The organism is Bradyrhizobium sp. LLZ17 (assembly GCF_041200145.1).
Lineage (GTDB): Bacteria > Pseudomonadota > Alphaproteobacteria > Rhizobiales > Xanthobacteraceae > Bradyrhizobium.
The window spans coordinates 5,068,843-5,083,941 of sequence record NZ_CP165734.1; the positions used below are offsets into that span (position 1 = coordinate 5,068,843).

A 15,099-nucleotide genomic window follows, 5' to 3' on the forward strand; every position below is an offset into this window, starting at 1 on the left:
GGCACGCTTCGCTTTGCTCCCCCTACGATACTGTCGTCGCGGAGAGTTCTCCCGCAACGGAAGCACCTCAGCCCTTCCGCTCCGGCACCCGCTTGATCTTCGCGCCCAGGGCGTTGAGCCGTTCGTCGATGCGCTCGTAGCCGCGCTCGATCTGGTCGGCGTTGTTGATGGTGGAGGTGCCCTCGGCGCAGACCGCCGCAAGCAGCATCGCCATGCCGGCGCGGATATCGGGTGAGATCATCGATGCGCCGCGCAAGCGGCTCGGGCCTGCGATGATGGCGCGATGAGGATCGCAGAGCACGATGCGGGCGCCCATCGCGATCAGCTTGTCGACGAAGAACATCCGCGATTCGAACATCTTCTCGAACATCAGGATCACGCCCTCGCATTGCGTGGCGGTGACGATCGCGATCGACATCAGATCGGCCGGGAAAGCGGGCCAGGGCTGGTCCTCCAGCTTCGGCACGTGGCCGCCGAAATCGTCCTGGATCTTCAGCGTCTGGTTCGAGGGCACGATGAGATCATCGCCCTCGACGCGGCAGACGATGCCAAGCCGCTCGAAGCCCATGCGGATGGAGCGCAGATGCTCGACCCCGGCGCGCACGATGCGGAGCGGCGAGCGCGTCACGGCCGCAAGCCCGATCAGCGAGCCGACCTCGATGTGGTCGGGCTGAATCGAATACGTCGCGGCACCCAGCGTCGCCGGGCCGTGGATGATCATGGTGTTGGTGCCGATGCCCTCGATTTTCGCACCGAGCGCGACCAGGAAATTGGCGAGGTCCTGCACATGCGGTTCGGAGGCCGCGTTGCGCAAATAGGTCGTGCCGTCGGCGGCGACCGCCGCGACCAGCGCGTTCTCGGTCGCGGTGACGCTCGGCTCGTCCAGGAACACATCGGCACCGGTGAGCTTCGACGCGCGGAATTCCAGCCGGCCGGTCGCCGTGACCTTGGCGCCGAGCTGCTCCAGCGCCAGCATATGCGTGTCGAGCCGGCGGCGGCCGATGACATCACCGCCCGGCGGCGGCAGCATCACCTCGCCGCAGCGGGCGAGCAGCGGGCCGGCGAGCAGGATCGAGGCGCGGATACGGACGCAGAGCTCGGGATCGAGATCGGCGGCGCGGATGCTCTTGGCGTGAATATGAAGCGTGTTGCGGGCGCTCCATTCGGCCGCCGCGCCGACCGACCGGATCAGCTCCACCAGCGTCTCGGTGTCGCGGATCCGCGGCACGTTCTGCAGCGTGACCGGGTGCTCGGTGAGCAGCGCGGCCGCGATGATCGGCAGTGCCGAATTCTTGTTGCCGGACGGCTCGATCGAGCCCGAGAGCCGGTGACCGCCCTCGACGATGTACTGAATGGGCGCCACGGGGTTCTCGCTGTCTGTTGGGTGGGCGGCGGGTTAGGGAGGCGGAAACTACCGACAATTGAGCGGGGGAGCAATTCTGCACTTGTCGTGGCGTGGGGCTGCTTCGCAGCCGCGACGGAGGTGCGCTCCCTCCCTCGCCTGCGGGGGAGGTCTGGGGAGAGGCTGTCGCCGCGACGGGACAATCCCCAAGAGGAGAAAGCCCTCACCCGGCGCCTTTGGCGCGACCTCTCCCGCACGCGGGAGAGGTCGCAGCAAGCCTGCGCCCCGTAGCCTCAAATATCGATCGTCGCGCTCAGCGAATGTTCCTGGATGAAGTCGCGGCGCGGTTCGACCACGTCGCCCATCAGCTTGGTGAAGATGTCGTCGGCCTCGTCGACCTCCTTGACCTTCACCTGGAGCAGCGAGCGCGCATTGATATCGAGCGTCGTTTCCCAGAGCTGCTCCGGGTTCATCTCGCCCAGACCTTTGTAGCGCTGCAGCGTGACGCCCTTGCGGCCGGCGTCGGTGACCGCTTCGAACAGGTCGACCGGGCCATAGACCATGTGCTCGACGTCCTTGCGCCGCAGCTTGCCCGGGCGGGCATAGACGTCCTGGAGCTTTACCGTGTACTCGTCGAGCTTGCGGGCTTCGACCGAGCCTAAGAAAGCGTCGTCGATGAGGGCGACTTCCTTGACGCCGCGCACCGTGCGCTCGAACTGGAATCCCTGGCCTTCCGCGTACTGACCGATCCAGCCGCGCTCGACCTCGTCGGCGAGAGTGTCGAGGCGCGCGGCGATGTATTGCGCCGCCGCGGCGGCCTTCTCCGGATCGCCGTAGATCGCCTTGTTGAGCACGCCGGTGATGGCGGCCTGCTCGATCACCTTGCGATTGTAGCGGCTGTGCAGGCTGCGCAGGATGCCGCGAACGGCGCGGGCGTCGTCGACCAGCGAACGCAGGTCGCGGCCGGTGCGATCGCCGCCGGTGCCGGGAATGAAGACGCAGTCGTCGAGACCGGTGTCGATCAGATAGTCCTCCAGCGCGCGCTCGTCCTTCAGATATTGCTCGGACTTGCCTCTGGAGACCTTATAGAGCGGCGGCTGGGCGATATAGAGATAGCCGCCGTCGATGATGTCGCGCATCTGGCGGTAGAAGAAGGTCAGCAGCAGCGTGCGGATATGGGCGCCGTCGACGTCGGCGTCCGTCATCACGATGATCTTGTGATAGCGCAGCTTCTCGATCGAGAACTCGTCGCTGATGCCGGTGCCGAGCGCGGTGATCAACGTGCCGATCTGCTCGCTGCCCAGCATCTTGTCGGGACGTACGCGTTCGACATTGAGGATCTTGCCGCGCAGCGGCAGCACCGCCTGGAATTCGCGATTGCGGCCCTGCTTGGCGCTGCCGCCTGCCGAATCGCCCTCGACGATGAAGAGCTCGGACTTTGCCGGATCCTTTTCCTGGCAGTCGGCGAGCTTGCCGGGCAGCGAGGAGACCGAGAGCGGGCTCTTGCGCGTCAGCTCGCGCGCCTTTCGCGCGGCCTCACGGGCAGCCGCCGCCTGGATCACCTTGCCGACGATCACCTTGGCTTCGCTGGGGTGTTCCTCGAACCAGGCCTGCAGCGCCTCGTTGATGACGTTCTCGACCACGGGCCGCACTTCCGAGGACACCAGCTTGTCCTTGGTCTGCGACGAGAATTTCGGATCGGGGACCTTCACCGACAAAACTGCGGTGAGGCCTTCACGGCAGTCGTCGCCGGTGAGCGCGATCTTTTCCTTCTTTGCGTAGGTGTCCGCGTAGCCGTTGACCTGGCGCGTCAGCGCGCCGCGAAAGCCGGCCAGATGCGTGCCGCCGTCGCGCTGCGGGATGTTGTTGGTGAAGCACAGCACGTTCTCGTGGTAGCTGTCGTTCCACCACAGCGCCGCTTCGACGCCGATGCCGTTGCTCTCCGCGCGCACCATGATCGGCGCCGGCACGATCGCCTTCTTGTTGCGGTCGAGATATTTGACGAACTCCTCGACACCGCCGGAATAGTGCATCTCCTCGCGCTTCTCGACCGCGTGACGCATGTCGGAGAGGGCGATGTTGACGCCGGAGTTGAGGAAGGCGAGCTCGCGCAGGCGGTGTTCCAGCGTCGCGAAATCATATTCGATGTTCTTGAAGGTGTCGGGCGAGGCCAGGAACGTCACCTCCGTGCCGCGCTTGCCCGGCGCATCGCCGACGACCTTCAGCGGTGCGACCGCATCGCCGTGCGCGAATTCGATGCTGTGTTCTTTGTTGTCGCGCCAGATGCGAAGGGTGAGCTTGCTCGACAGCGCGTTGACGACGGAGACGCCGACGCCGTGCAGGCCGCCGGAGACCTTGTAGGAGTTCTGGTCGAACTTTCCGCCGGCATGGAGCTGGGTCATGATGACCTCGGCCGCCGAGATGCCTTCGCCTTTGTGGATGTCGACGGGAATGCCGCGTCCGTCGTCGCGCACGGTGACGGACGTGTCGGCGTTGAGGACGACGTCGACGCGCGTGGCATGGCCCGCGAGCGCCTCGTCGATCGCGTTGTCGACGACCTCGTAGACCATATGGTGCAGGCCGGACCCGTCATCGGTGTCGCCGATATACATGCCCGGGCGCTTGCGGACGGCATCGAGTCCCTTGAGCACGCGGATCGATTCCGCCCCGTAATCGCTTGGATTGGAGGGCTCGTTTTCGGCAGGCGTCTGCCGAGCAGGTTCTGTCATGAGAGGCCTTCGAGATGTCGCCCGAATCAGCCGCGCAAAAGGCGCTGATTTGCAGGCTATTTGTGCCATGAAAGACCGCTTGCGCCTAGCGCAAAGTATCTCCTGGCAACCCTTTGACAAGGTAGGGTTTTTGAGCCGATTTTCAAGGCGTGCGAAGGCCGATTCTGGGGCCCGCGAAAAGGGCGATTCGAGACCCTGTTTCTTGCTCTTCAGGGGGTGGACTTTGCGGGAGTGCAGAGGCCTGTTCCGGAGCGCCGCCGCACCCGAAACAGGCGGCTCGGCTCAGTAGATCTGATCGGGCTTCTTATCGTCGTCACCGAGCCCGAGGGCCCAGGTCTCGCCTGAGGCGACGGTGATGGTCCCGGTGTGCGCCAGATGGCCCGACACGAGCAGCTGGTAGGAATAGGTGCCGGGCGGCAGATCCAGCGTTTGTGGGTGATTTACGCCGCCCGCGATCTTGACGGTTTGATCGTTGATCGCGAGCGAAGCCACGTCCGGCACCAGATAGCCGAATATCAGCCGCGCCTGTCCGGGCATCGGCAGGAAATTGGCCTTGGCCGCGGCCTCCGTATTCCGCCGCACCAGGCTGACCGTGGTCTCGCCCTTGGCGCGGCCAAGCGTCAGTGTGGCCGGCCCCTTCGGAGAGACGAAGGCGAGCTGAGCGTGATCGGCGGCGATCACCGTGCCGTCCGGCCTTTCCTCCCAGCCGCGCTTTGCGAGCTCCGTGCGGTAGAAGGCGAGCACAGCGCGCTACCGTCAACATGGCCACTCTCCAGGATGTCGCGCGCCAAAAATCCGTGCGCAATTGCAAGCTGCGACACCGCCGGCGCGGTCTCAGACAGCTAGTCGCGGCAGGAACCGGGCAGGTTCAATGGCGCTGCCGCACCGTCGGACTGATCGGACGGATCAATACAGCTGGAGCGGCGACCAGAGTTCGCCGTCGCGTCCGACCGTGAGCTCCCAGGTATCGCCGGCGGCGAAGCTGAGCGTGTTCGTGGCAGTCGAATGGCCCGGCACGCTCATTTCGTAGGAATACTTGCCGGGCGGCAGATCCAGCGCGACGGCCTGGGCGCCGCCGGCGCGCTTGACGGTGCGCTGGTTGATCGTCAGCACGGCTTCGCTGTCGCCGATATTGCTGAACACCAGCTTCGCCTGACTGGGCTCGGGCATCACGTTCGCTCTGGTCGCGGCGTCCTGATTGCGCTGCACGAGATTGACCGAGGTGCCGCTCTCGTTGCGGCCGAGCTGCAGCGTTGCCGGACCCAGCGGCGAGAGGAAGGCGAGCTGGACGTGATCGGCCGCGACCACCGCGTCGTCGGTCTGTTCCTGCCAGCCGAGATTTCCGAGCTCATTGCGGTAGAAGGCGAGGACGTCGCCGAGCTCTGCGGGCACGGTGGCCTCGAGCTTGACGCGGAGCGGCGCCTCGATGCCCCGCATCATGGTGGTGTGGATTGCCCTGAAGCTGTAGCGGGTCGGCGCCGGCAGTTTGGCATCGGGATCCGGTGCGAGCGCGGACGAAAACAGCGGCGACAGATACGGCACCCACGCGCTGGCGCTTGCCGCGAGCATGCAGCTAGCGAACAGGAAAAGGCCGCACGCGAATACGTACCAGCGCGCCGGGGCATCTGCCCCGGTCCTTACCGTCCGCATCTCACTCTCCAGGGATGTCGCGCGTCATGTCATCGCGCAATTGCCGCGACAGCGTCGGCGGCCACAGACAGCTAGTCGCGAGGAGAATAACGCGGGTTCAATGGCGGCGTTAGCGGCGGGCCGACACTTGTCCGCTCTCGACGTCAAACACCTCGCCAGCAGCGGCGATGTCGGCGAAGGCGGCCGGATCCGCGCCGGTCAGCCAGACCTGCGCGCCGAGCTTGCGCAGCTCGTCGAACAGGGCCGTGCGGCGGTTCGGATCAAGATGGGCGACGACCTCGTCGAGCAGCAGCAGCGGCACGATGCCGGTCATCTCGGCGACCAGGGTCGCATGCGCCAGCACCAGCCCGATCAGCAGCGCCTTCTGCTCGCCGGTCGAGGCATCGCGCGCCGGCATGCCCTTCGGCGCGTAGATCACCTGCAGGTCGGTGAGATGCGGGCCGTCGGTGGTGCGGCCGGCGATGGCGTCGCGCGGGCGGTTGTCGCGCAGGATCTGGCGGTAGCGGTCCTCGACCGCGGTCGCGGTCTCCTCAAGCAGCGCGTTCTCCATCCAGCCGTCGAGCGCGATCTGCGCCGACGGAAACGCGGAGGCCTGCGCGCGCGCATTCAGCATGCCGGTCAATCGCGCCGCGGTCTGGCCGCGCGTTGCGGCGACGGCGACGGCGAGCTCCGCCGTCTCGCGCTCGATCGCATCACACCAATGGTCGTCGTAATTGCGCACCTCGAGCAGGCGGTTGCGCGAGCGCAAGGAGCGCTCGAGTGCGGAGATGCGGCTGGAATGCTCGCTGTCGATCGCAAGCACGAGGCGGTCGAAGAAGCGCCGCCGTTCCGACGCGCCGCCCATGAACAGCCCGTCCATCGCCGGCGTCAGCCAGACCATGCGGATATGGTCGCCGAAGCTCGTTGCCGAGTTCACCGGCTCGCGGTCGATGCGGCAGCGCCGGCTCACCGCATTGTCGGGTCGCGGGGGTCGATGCCGGTGCCGAGCGTGGCGAGCCCCAGCGCGCCCTCGACCTGGGCCGACACCGCCCAGGAGCCGTCACCCTGGTTGTCGGCGACGTCCTCCAGCGTTGCCCGCCGCAAGCCGCGTCCCGGCGACAGGAACGAGATCGCCTCGATGCAATTGGTCTTGCCCGCCCCGTTCGGCCCGACCAGCGCCACCATGTCAGCCGCCGTCTCGAGCCCCGCCGCCCGATAATTGCGAAAATGCGTCAGCGTCAGGCGATGAATGCGGGAGGGGGTCATATCGGAACTGCGGCACGCTCTGATCCCCTCTCCCCTTGTGGGAGAGGGTGGCGCCTCACGAAGTGAGGCGACGGGTGAGGGGTATCTTACCGCCTGGCAAGCTTTGCAAGGATATCCTCCAATACAGAAGCGGGCTGCTGTAGCACGTCATTGTTCCAGTAACGCGCTATCGAGAAACCTTCGGCCGCGAGCATAGCATCACGCGCTGTATCGCTTCGTGATTCTGCGTGCTGACTGCCGTCGATCTCGATCACAAGGCGCTTCTCGAAGCAGACGAAGTCGAGAATGTAACTCTTGAACGGAACTTGTCGGCGAAGCTTGTAGGCGGACAACCGACGATCCCTGAGCAGGCGCCACATCGCGGCCTCCGCATCGGTCGGTTCGTGCCGCATGTTCTTCGCGAACTGGCGGAGACGTTTTGGGACCGACCGATGGGATGGCTCCTGCGGCACTAACCCCTCACCCAACCGAATGTGTATCCGCCAGCGGAGCAGCCCTCTCCCACAAGGGGAGAGGGCGCAGTCATGCGCATCGCGCTTGTTTCTATAAGCAGGCTATGTTGGCGAGGGAGCACCTCCCCTCACACCCGCATCGGCATCAGCACGTACAGCGCGCTCTTGTCGTCGCGGTCTTGCACCAGGGTCGGCGAGCCGGGGTCGGCGAGCCTGAGCGTTGCGACCTCGCCTTCGATCTGGGAGGCGATGTCGAGCAGATAGCGCGAGTTGAAACCGATATCGAGGGCGTCGGAGGCATATTCGACCTCGATCTCCTCGGTGGCGCTGCCGGAATCCGGATTGGTCACCGACAGCACCAGCTTGCCCGGCGACAGCGACAGTTTCACCGCACGGCCGCGTTCGCTGGAGATGGTGGAGACGCGGTCGACCGCGTTCTCGAAATCCTTCTTGTCGACCACGAGTTCCTTGTCGTTGCCCTGCGGGATGACGCGGCCGTAGTCAGGGAAGGTGCCGTCGATCAGTTTGGAGGTCAGCACCACATTGCCGATGGTGAAGCGGATCTTGGCCTGCGACAGCTCGATGGTGACTTCGGCCTCGTTGTCCTCGATCAGGCGCTGCACCTCGCCGACGGTCTTGCGCGGCACGATCACCCCGGGCATGCCCTCGGCGCCCTTGGGCTGGACCAGATCGAGCTGGGCGAGGCGATGGCCGTCGGTGGCGACGCCGCGCAGGGTCGCGGCCTTCGCCGTGCCTGCGGCGTGCAGATAGATGCCGTTGAGATAATAGCGCGTCTCTTCAGTCGAGATCGCGAACTGGGTGCGGTCGATCAGCCGCTTGACGTCCTTGGCGGCGAGCGAGAACGAGTGCGACATGTCGCCGGCGGCGAGATCCGGGAAATCATTTTCCGGCAGGGTCTGCAGCGTGAAGCGCGAGCGGCCGGCGCGGATTGCCAGCACGGCGCGGTCGCCGTCGGCCTCCAGCACGATCTGCGAGCCGTCGGGCAATTTGCGCACGATGTCGTAGAACATGTGTGCCGGCACCGTGGTGGAGCCCGCGGTCGCGGTCTCCGCCGGCAGCGTCTCCGTCACCTCGAGGTCGAGGTCGGTCGCCTTCAGCGACAATTTCGCGTTCTCGGCGCGGACCAGCACGTTGCCCAGGATCGGGATCGTGTTGCGGCGCTCCACCACGCGGTGGACATGGCCCAGCGATTTCAGGAGTTGCGCGCGTTCGACCGTAACCTTCATTGCACTACTCGCCCGATCCCCGAGAAAACTAAAGCGTTGGAAAGGCCGGGCGGCAGGATGCACACCACGGCGCCGAAGACCCCGACAGACCGGATCATCCAGCCGATATGACCAAAGCCGCCAAGGTCGCGCAAGGTGGCGCGGATGGCCCCCGGATTCAAGGGATTGGGAGGTGGTTCCCCACGATTTACCGCTGTTTTCGTACCCAATCTCGATGCCTTCGTCGCAGGCACAGGCGCCTCTCCGCGTCATGGCCGGGATTGTCCCGGCCATCCACGCCTTGCGCCGCCGTACGAAGAACGTGGATGCCCGGGACAAGCCCGGGCATGACGATCTTCCATGTCAATCGAGGTGCGGTCACCCGTGCGCGAAACGATAGGCGTTTATTCCTGAAGCTGGCGCTTCAGCGACTCGACCTCTTCCGACAGCGCGGTGTCCTTGCTGACCAGGGCCTCGATCTTGCGCACGGCGTGCAGCACCGTGGTGTGGTCGCGCCCGCCGAAGCGGCGGCCGATTTCCGGCAGGGAGCGCAAGGTCAGCGTCTTGGCGAGATACATGGCCACCTGGCGCGGACGGACCACGTTGGCGGTGCGGCGCGAGGACAAGAGGTCGGAGCGGCTGACATTATATTGCCGCGCCACGACGCGCTGGATATCCTCGATCTTGATCCGCTTCGGCTCCTGCGGCCGGATCAGGTCGCGCACCTCGTGCTCTGCCATCTCCAGCGTCACCGGCCGGTTGTTGAGCTTCGAGTGCGCGAGCAGACGGTTGATCGCGCCTTCGAGATCCCGGCCGTTATGGGTGATGGCGCGGGCCAGATAGGTCAGCACCTCCTCCGGCACCTCGAACGTCGCGTGATGGGCGCGAGCCGCCGCGACGCGCGACTTGAGGATTCCGTGCCGCAGCTCTTCCCCGAGCGAGGCCATCTCGACCACCAGCCCGCCGGCAAGACGCGAGCGGACGCGATCGTCGAGGCTTTCGAGATCGGACGGCGGCCGGTCGGCCGCGATCACGACCTGACGGCCGGCGTCGATCAGCGCGTTCAGCGTGTGACAGAACTCCGCCTGCGTCGACTTGCCCTGGAGAAACTGAAGATCGTCGATCACCAGCACGTCGATGCCGCGCAGCGCTTCCTTGAAGGCGAGCGCCGTCTGCGTTTTCAGCGCGGCGACGAAGCCGTACATGAATTTTTCCGCGGTGAGATAGAGCACCTTGCGCTCGTTGCCGGAATTGCCGGCCCAGGTCACCGCCTGGAGCAGATGCGTCTTGCCGAGGCCAACGCCGGCATGGATGTAGAGCGGGTTGAACATCACGGCATCGCCGCGGCGGCCCTCCGCGACCTGGCGTGCCGCTGCATGGGCCAGCGTGTTGGAGCGGCCGACGACGAAGCTCGCAAAGGTCAGGCGCGGATCGAGCGGCGAGCCGCCGAGCGCATCATGATTGGCGGAGACCGGCGCGGTCGCAGTCGAGCGCAGCTCCGGCGCGGGGGCGCGGCGCACCTCGACCGGCGCGGGCACTTCCTTCTGCTGCGCGACCGGGCGCACCGCAGAGCGGACGGTGAGATCGATGCGATGCACTTCCGGCATCTCGGCCTGCCAGCACGTCAGCACGCGCTCGGCATAATGGGCCTGGATCCAGCTCTTGAGGAAACGCGTCGGCACCGAGAGACGCACGCTCTCTTCCTGCACGCCTTCGAGATCCATGCGGGCAAACCAGCTCGTATAAACGTCTTCGCCAACGCTCGTGCGCAGCCGACCCTTCACGCGTGACCAGCGATCCTGTTCCGGTGTTGTCATCATTTGAGAACTTTTCTTGAGAGATAAGGTTGCGTTGTGAGCGCCATCCAGGGTTCCCGCAAGGACCCTGCGATGGTGCGACCTCGAGCGATTCCATCTGCGGGCATGGCTCGACCGTTCGGCGCGAATGCCGTGGTCAGATCAGCGATGTCAGAGATGGAGGGTCGCGAGGTCAGCGCGTACTCGGCGCCCCGTCACGTGCGGGAGGCTGGAGGTCGGACGGAGTCAGAACGGCATCGTTGGAATGGGAAACTTGTTTCGTTACCGCGTTGAGTCCGTAAAACATGATACCTCCCCGTCCTGCCGTGATTTGCGCACGGCAAGGTCCTGCGTGTCCAAAAGACAACCGCGGCGTATTCATGTCGCGGATGCCTGCCCGTGTACTCCTCGTCCGCTCGGCTTGGTCCACCATGCGCGTCGGGATAGCTTCGCGACGTCTCTCGTTTGCGCTTGGCGCGAGCGGGATGCACGAGATCCCGCTTGGAGACGTTCAGACAAAGAGCTGCCCTTCCCATATTGCTATGGGTTCTGTTCGACGATCACATGTTGAAGCGCCGCCTACGTGCACACCGCCGCCGATTTGCACGCTCGCCCCGTTTCCGATACCGCGCTGGTCTCAAGATCGTGGGCGCCGCTGACGACTTAAGGAATACACTATGCGCAAAGACTCGCAACGAAATTGATTCACACTTGAGGCGTCAAAAAACTTGACCTGGGTTAACGCCGCGCACGAGTTGTTCACAGGCTTGAGAGCAACGTTTTGAATCAGCGCACAGAATCGAACAACGAACGCGTTGTGTGACAAATCTCGAACGCCGGCCAAAAATATTTTACAAAACCTTCACGCGGGTGCCGCGTCGGCTCATTTTCCAAATGCTTCTCGTCACTATGTGGATAAGTGATTATCGAAGCACCGTTTTTTGAGTCTCGTTTCGGAGGGTAACTCCACTGCAATGCGCGTTCCGGTAAACTACGGTGTGCAAAACTTGCACGCGCAAATTGCAGTTGAACGCGCCGCGCAAAAGTTTTTGCGCAGCGCACGCGGTGTTTCCGGTCGCGCAAAGTCAGCACCGGTAAAATTACGGAGTGCACTCACGCGCAACGACGGATCATCAACACTAGCCGTTCGTCGAAGGGCTGAATTCATCATACCGCGTCCGTGATTGTGACGGGCAACAAAAAAGCCCGGCGAGATGCCGGGCTGTTTCATGATTGCGATCATCGATCGGTCGATCGACGGTTTCGCCAGCTTTGCCTGCCGAATGGTTCGGCGAGCTTGTTACTTGGCGAGCTTGGCGATCTGCGCGGTGAGCCGCGAGACTTTGCGGCTGGCATTGTTCTTGTGAATGATGTTGCGCTGTGCGGCGCGCATCAGAGCGGGCTCGGCATTCGCCAGCGCCGTGACGGCGGCGGCGCGATCGCCGGTCTTGATGGCTTCCTCGACAGTGCGCACGGCGCCGCGCATCTGGGTGCGGCGCGACTTGTTGACGGCGGTGCGGCGGGCAATCTTGCGCGTCGCTTTCTTGGCGGAAGTGGTGTTGGCCATGGTCTAAATGTCCTCTGCGGGTACCGGTCGCATCTTGATCGGGTGGCGCCGGCTGCTTGACCGCGAAATCGACGCTCGGAATTAGGGTGTTCGGCGCAAGGCTTGTGGCGTACCAAGGCTTGTTGCGTAGCAAGGCTTGTTACGTACAAGGCCGTTCCGGGAGCATCAGCGGCGGCCTTGCGGCCACCCCTGGAGACTCGAAGAGCCTCCGACTGCTCAAAGAACAGCGGCGGCAGGATTGCGCCCGCCGCCAGTTGGCGCCCTTATAGAGGGGGTCTGGGGCACCGTCAACGCTTTCCGGGCCACCAAAACAGCCTCTTGGCGCTCCGAATGGCGGCCGTAACGCCCTGATGAGGTTGAATTTCTGCCGTCCCCCGGCTATTGGCTGGCGGCGTTTTGCGGGTCGTCCGACCGGACGACCATAGAGGGTAGGGCATGATCCGCGGCTTTTTCCGACTGATTGGGCTGTTGCTGCTGGCCGGCGGGTTCATCTTCATGGTCTATGACGGTGCGCGCTGGGTGGCTGACCAGAGCCTCCGGTTCACCCGGTTTGGCCAGTTCTGGAACGACATCAATCAGGCCAGCCAGTCCGCATTCCGGACCTGGGTCGAGGCCAAGGCGCCCTGGCTCTGGACATCGGTGATCCGCCTGGTGCTGGACCAGCCGGTTTTCGCCGTCCTCGGCATTCTGGGCATCCTGTTGATGATCCTGTTCCGCCCGCGCAAGCCTCTGATCGGCTATTCGCGCGACTAGGCCCGCTCGGCGGCGTAACGGGGCTGCGCCTGCCAACGTAAATGCCTATATTCCCACTTCATCGCGAGCACGCCGCCTGAGCCCTTGGCTTTAGGATATCGACTTGGGCGACGGACGGCTCGTTTCGGAGATCCGACCCATGCTGTTCATGCGCAAGACCACCGCATTGCCGAGCGCCACGGAAGCGCTGCCGGGCCGTGCGCAAGCCATCCCGACCGCGACCACTCACTTCGTCAATGGCGCGAAGCTGCAGCCGCCTTATCCCGCCGGCCTCGAGCAGGCCGTATTCGGGCTCGGTTGCTTCTGGGGCGCCGAGCGCAAATTCTGGGAGCTCGGCGACGGCATTTACGCCACCGCTGTCGGCTATGCCGGCGGTCACACGCCGAACCCGACCTATGAGGAGACCTGCTCGGGCCGCACCGGCCACACCGAAGTGGTGCTGGTCGTGTTCGATCCCAAGAAGATCTCCTACGAGACGCTCCTGAAGACGTTCTGGGAGAGCCACAACCCGACCCAGGGCATGCGTCAGGGCAACGACGTCGGCACGCAATACCGAAGCGCGATCTACACTTACTCCGACGCGCAGAAGAAAGCGGCTGACGCATCGAAGGCGGCCTATCAGAAGGCGCTCGCCGCAAAGGGCCTTGGCGCCATCACCACCGAGATCGCGCCCGCCGGTCCGTTCTACTTCGCCGAGGACTATCATCAGCAATATCTGGCGAAGAATCCCGCCGGCTATTGCGGCCTCGGCGGCACCGGCGTGTCGTGTCCCATCGGTGTGGGCGTGAGCGCGTAAGCCAACCACGAACTCGCTGCACCTCTCCCGCTTGCGGGAGAGGTCGCATTGCATCGATAGATGCAATGCGGGTGAGGGCTTTCTCCTCTGGGAGAGTCTCTCTGCGGAAGCACCCTCTCCCCAACCCTCCCCCGCATGCGGGGGAGGGAGCGCACCATGCGCGTTGCCCGCATCGTCGCACCTCGCCCCCCTCTCAACCCTTTGTTAACCATACCGGGTGCATCACTGAACCTGTCTCGTTTCGAGGGATGGCTCAGGTGCCGGTTGCACGCGCGTTTCGATGGTCGATCCTGGCAGCGTCCGCCGCGCTGACCCTTGGCGGCTGCATGCAGACCGCCGGCCCCGTCGCCATGGTGCAGCCGCGCCCCGATCTTGATTCCATCGCCTATGGCCAGCCCTACAGCGCGCCGCGGCCGGTCGTCATCGCCGACGGTGGCGGTGCCATCAGCGCGCTGCGCAATTCCTTTGCTTCGGGTCCGGAGCCCATGCCGGTCGCCTATGCCGCGCCGATGGGCGGGCCGGTTCGTTATGACGCCTCCTATCACCTCGATGCCGGCGACAAGCTGCGCGTCGTAGTCTACGGCCAGGAAGGTCTCACCAACAGCTACGCCATCGATGCCGGCGGCTCCATCACCATGCCGCTGATCGGCGGCGTGCCGGCGCGCGGCCGCACCCCTGCGGGTCTTGCCGGCGAAATCGCGGCGCGCCTGCGCAACGGCTATATCCGCGAGCCTTCGGTGGCGGTGGAGATCGAATCCTATCGGCCGTTCTTCATCCTCGGCGAAGTCGCAGCCCCCGGCCAATATCCTTATGTGCCCAACATGACGGTCGAAAGCGCAGTCGCGATCGCCGGCGGCTTTTCGCCGCGCGCCAAGCGCGACGTCGTCACCGTCACCCACGCCGAAGCCGGCGGCTCCATGCGCGCCATCGTTCCGCTCGGCACCCCCGTCAGCCCCGGCGACACCGTGTTCGTCGGCGAGCGCTGGTTTTAACGCTCTCCTCGCGTTGCTTCACCGCCTGAAATCAAGCCTCCCGTTCGGAAAACATCCGTCGATGCGCGTGCTGTCGACCACGAGGCCGATCCATGGCCGCATGATCGCGGGATTGGTCAGGTTGATATATTTCCCGATCAGAGAATTGCCGCTCTCTCGCGCGGCATCGATCAGCCCGTGCCTTCGGCCGCCGTTCCAATCGAATCGCAGATAGATCCGTTCGCAGACGACGCGGATTTCCGCGCGACCTGGCTTCCATTGATCCGCTGTATCGCCGGCCATGGTCGGATCGGCGCCGCCGTTCCAGCGGCTGGTCCAGGCGCCTTCGAGCGGATCGGACAGCGCCGGAATGTTTGCCCAATGCGCCGCATTGGCATCGGCGGCATCGCCGGCCAGCGTGGCGGTTATGGCATAGTGCATGACTGCGGAATCGCCCGGCGCCGGCACATCCATGGTGCCGAACGGGTTGCGAATGAGGATGTTGGTATTGGCCTGCTGCATGACGCTCTCCCGGCGTGAACTGGCTTGATCGGCCAGCTCTATCGCCGCGC

12 protein-coding genes and 1 pseudogene are annotated in these 15,099 nt (G+C 64.7%); 3 read left to right on the plus strand and 10 right to left on the minus strand.

Features of this window, described 5'->3' with window-relative positions; translation table 11 throughout:
- Positions 1-67: 67 nt before the first annotated feature.
- From murA to rpsT, 9 genes and pseudogenes are all read right to left on the minus strand, one after another.
- Positions 68-1,363: a UDP-N-acetylglucosamine 1-carboxyvinyltransferase gene (gene murA / locus AB8Z38_RS24450; RefSeq protein WP_369720320.1), complete on the minus strand. Its 1,296-nt coding sequence runs from the start codon at positions 1,361-1,363 to the stop codon at positions 68-70.
- Positions 1,364-1,635: 272 nt separating this feature from the next.
- Positions 1,636-4,071, minus strand: a complete 2,436-nt coding sequence (gene gyrB / locus AB8Z38_RS24455; RefSeq protein ID WP_369720321.1) for a DNA topoisomerase (ATP-hydrolyzing) subunit B — start codon at positions 4,069-4,071, stop codon at positions 1,636-1,638.
- A 282-nt stretch (positions 4,072-4,353) separates the two neighbouring features.
- Positions 4,354-4,815 carry a hypothetical protein gene (locus AB8Z38_RS24460; protein ID WP_369720322.1) on the minus strand — a complete coding sequence of 154 codons (462 nt, stop codon included), beginning with the start codon at positions 4,813-4,815 and terminating at the stop codon, positions 4,354-4,356.
- Positions 4,816-4,977: 162 nt separating this feature from the next.
- Entirely contained in the window at positions 4,978-5,721 is a 744-nt protein-coding gene (locus AB8Z38_RS24465; protein ID WP_369720323.1) for a hypothetical protein, read from the minus strand.
- A 109-nt stretch (positions 5,722-5,830) separates the two neighbouring features.
- Positions 5,831-6,966 (minus strand): annotated as a pseudogene (recF, locus tag AB8Z38_RS24470) (DNA replication/repair protein RecF).
- An 86-nt stretch (positions 6,967-7,052) separates the two neighbouring features.
- Complete coding sequence (locus AB8Z38_RS24475) at positions 7,053-7,418, minus strand: endonuclease domain-containing protein (RefSeq protein WP_369720324.1); 366 nt, start codon at positions 7,416-7,418, stop codon at positions 7,053-7,055.
- Between the two features lie 128 nt (positions 7,419-7,546).
- On the minus strand, positions 7,547-8,665 hold the full coding sequence (dnaN, locus tag AB8Z38_RS24480) for a DNA polymerase III subunit beta (protein ID WP_369720325.1): 1,119 nt from the start codon (positions 8,663-8,665) through the stop codon (positions 7,547-7,549).
- Positions 8,666-9,048: 383 nt separating this feature from the next.
- Positions 9,049-10,461 carry a chromosomal replication initiator protein DnaA gene (dnaA, locus tag AB8Z38_RS24485; RefSeq protein ID WP_369726592.1) on the minus strand — a complete coding sequence of 471 codons (1,413 nt, stop codon included), beginning with the start codon at positions 10,459-10,461 and terminating at the stop codon, positions 9,049-9,051.
- A 1,279-nt stretch (positions 10,462-11,740) separates the two neighbouring features.
- Complete coding sequence (rpsT, locus tag AB8Z38_RS24490; RefSeq protein ID WP_148737091.1) at positions 11,741-12,007, minus strand: 30S ribosomal protein S20; 267 nt, start codon at positions 12,005-12,007, stop codon at positions 11,741-11,743.
- Between the two features lie 435 nt (positions 12,008-12,442).
- Between rpsT and AB8Z38_RS24495 the strand changes: the two genes are divergently transcribed.
- From AB8Z38_RS24495 to AB8Z38_RS24505, 3 genes are all read left to right on the plus strand, one after another.
- Entirely contained in the window at positions 12,443-12,760 is a 318-nt protein-coding gene (locus AB8Z38_RS24495; RefSeq protein WP_045006011.1) for a hypothetical protein, read from the plus strand.
- A 139-nt stretch (positions 12,761-12,899) separates the two neighbouring features.
- On the plus strand, positions 12,900-13,556 hold the full coding sequence (gene msrA, locus AB8Z38_RS24500) for a peptide-methionine (S)-S-oxide reductase MsrA (protein WP_369720326.1): 657 nt from the start codon (positions 12,900-12,902) through the stop codon (positions 13,554-13,556).
- A 257-nt stretch (positions 13,557-13,813) separates the two neighbouring features.
- Positions 13,814-14,548, plus strand: a complete 735-nt coding sequence (locus AB8Z38_RS24505; RefSeq protein WP_369720327.1) for a polysaccharide biosynthesis/export family protein — start codon at positions 13,814-13,816, stop codon at positions 14,546-14,548.
- A gap of 18 nt (positions 14,549-14,566) precedes the next feature.
- On the opposite strand, the gene AB8Z38_RS24510 is transcribed toward AB8Z38_RS24505, so the two are convergent.
- Entirely contained in the window at positions 14,567-15,049 is a 483-nt protein-coding gene (locus AB8Z38_RS24510; RefSeq protein ID WP_369720328.1) for a hypothetical protein, read from the minus strand.
- Between the last annotated feature and the right edge of the window lie 50 nt (positions 15,050-15,099).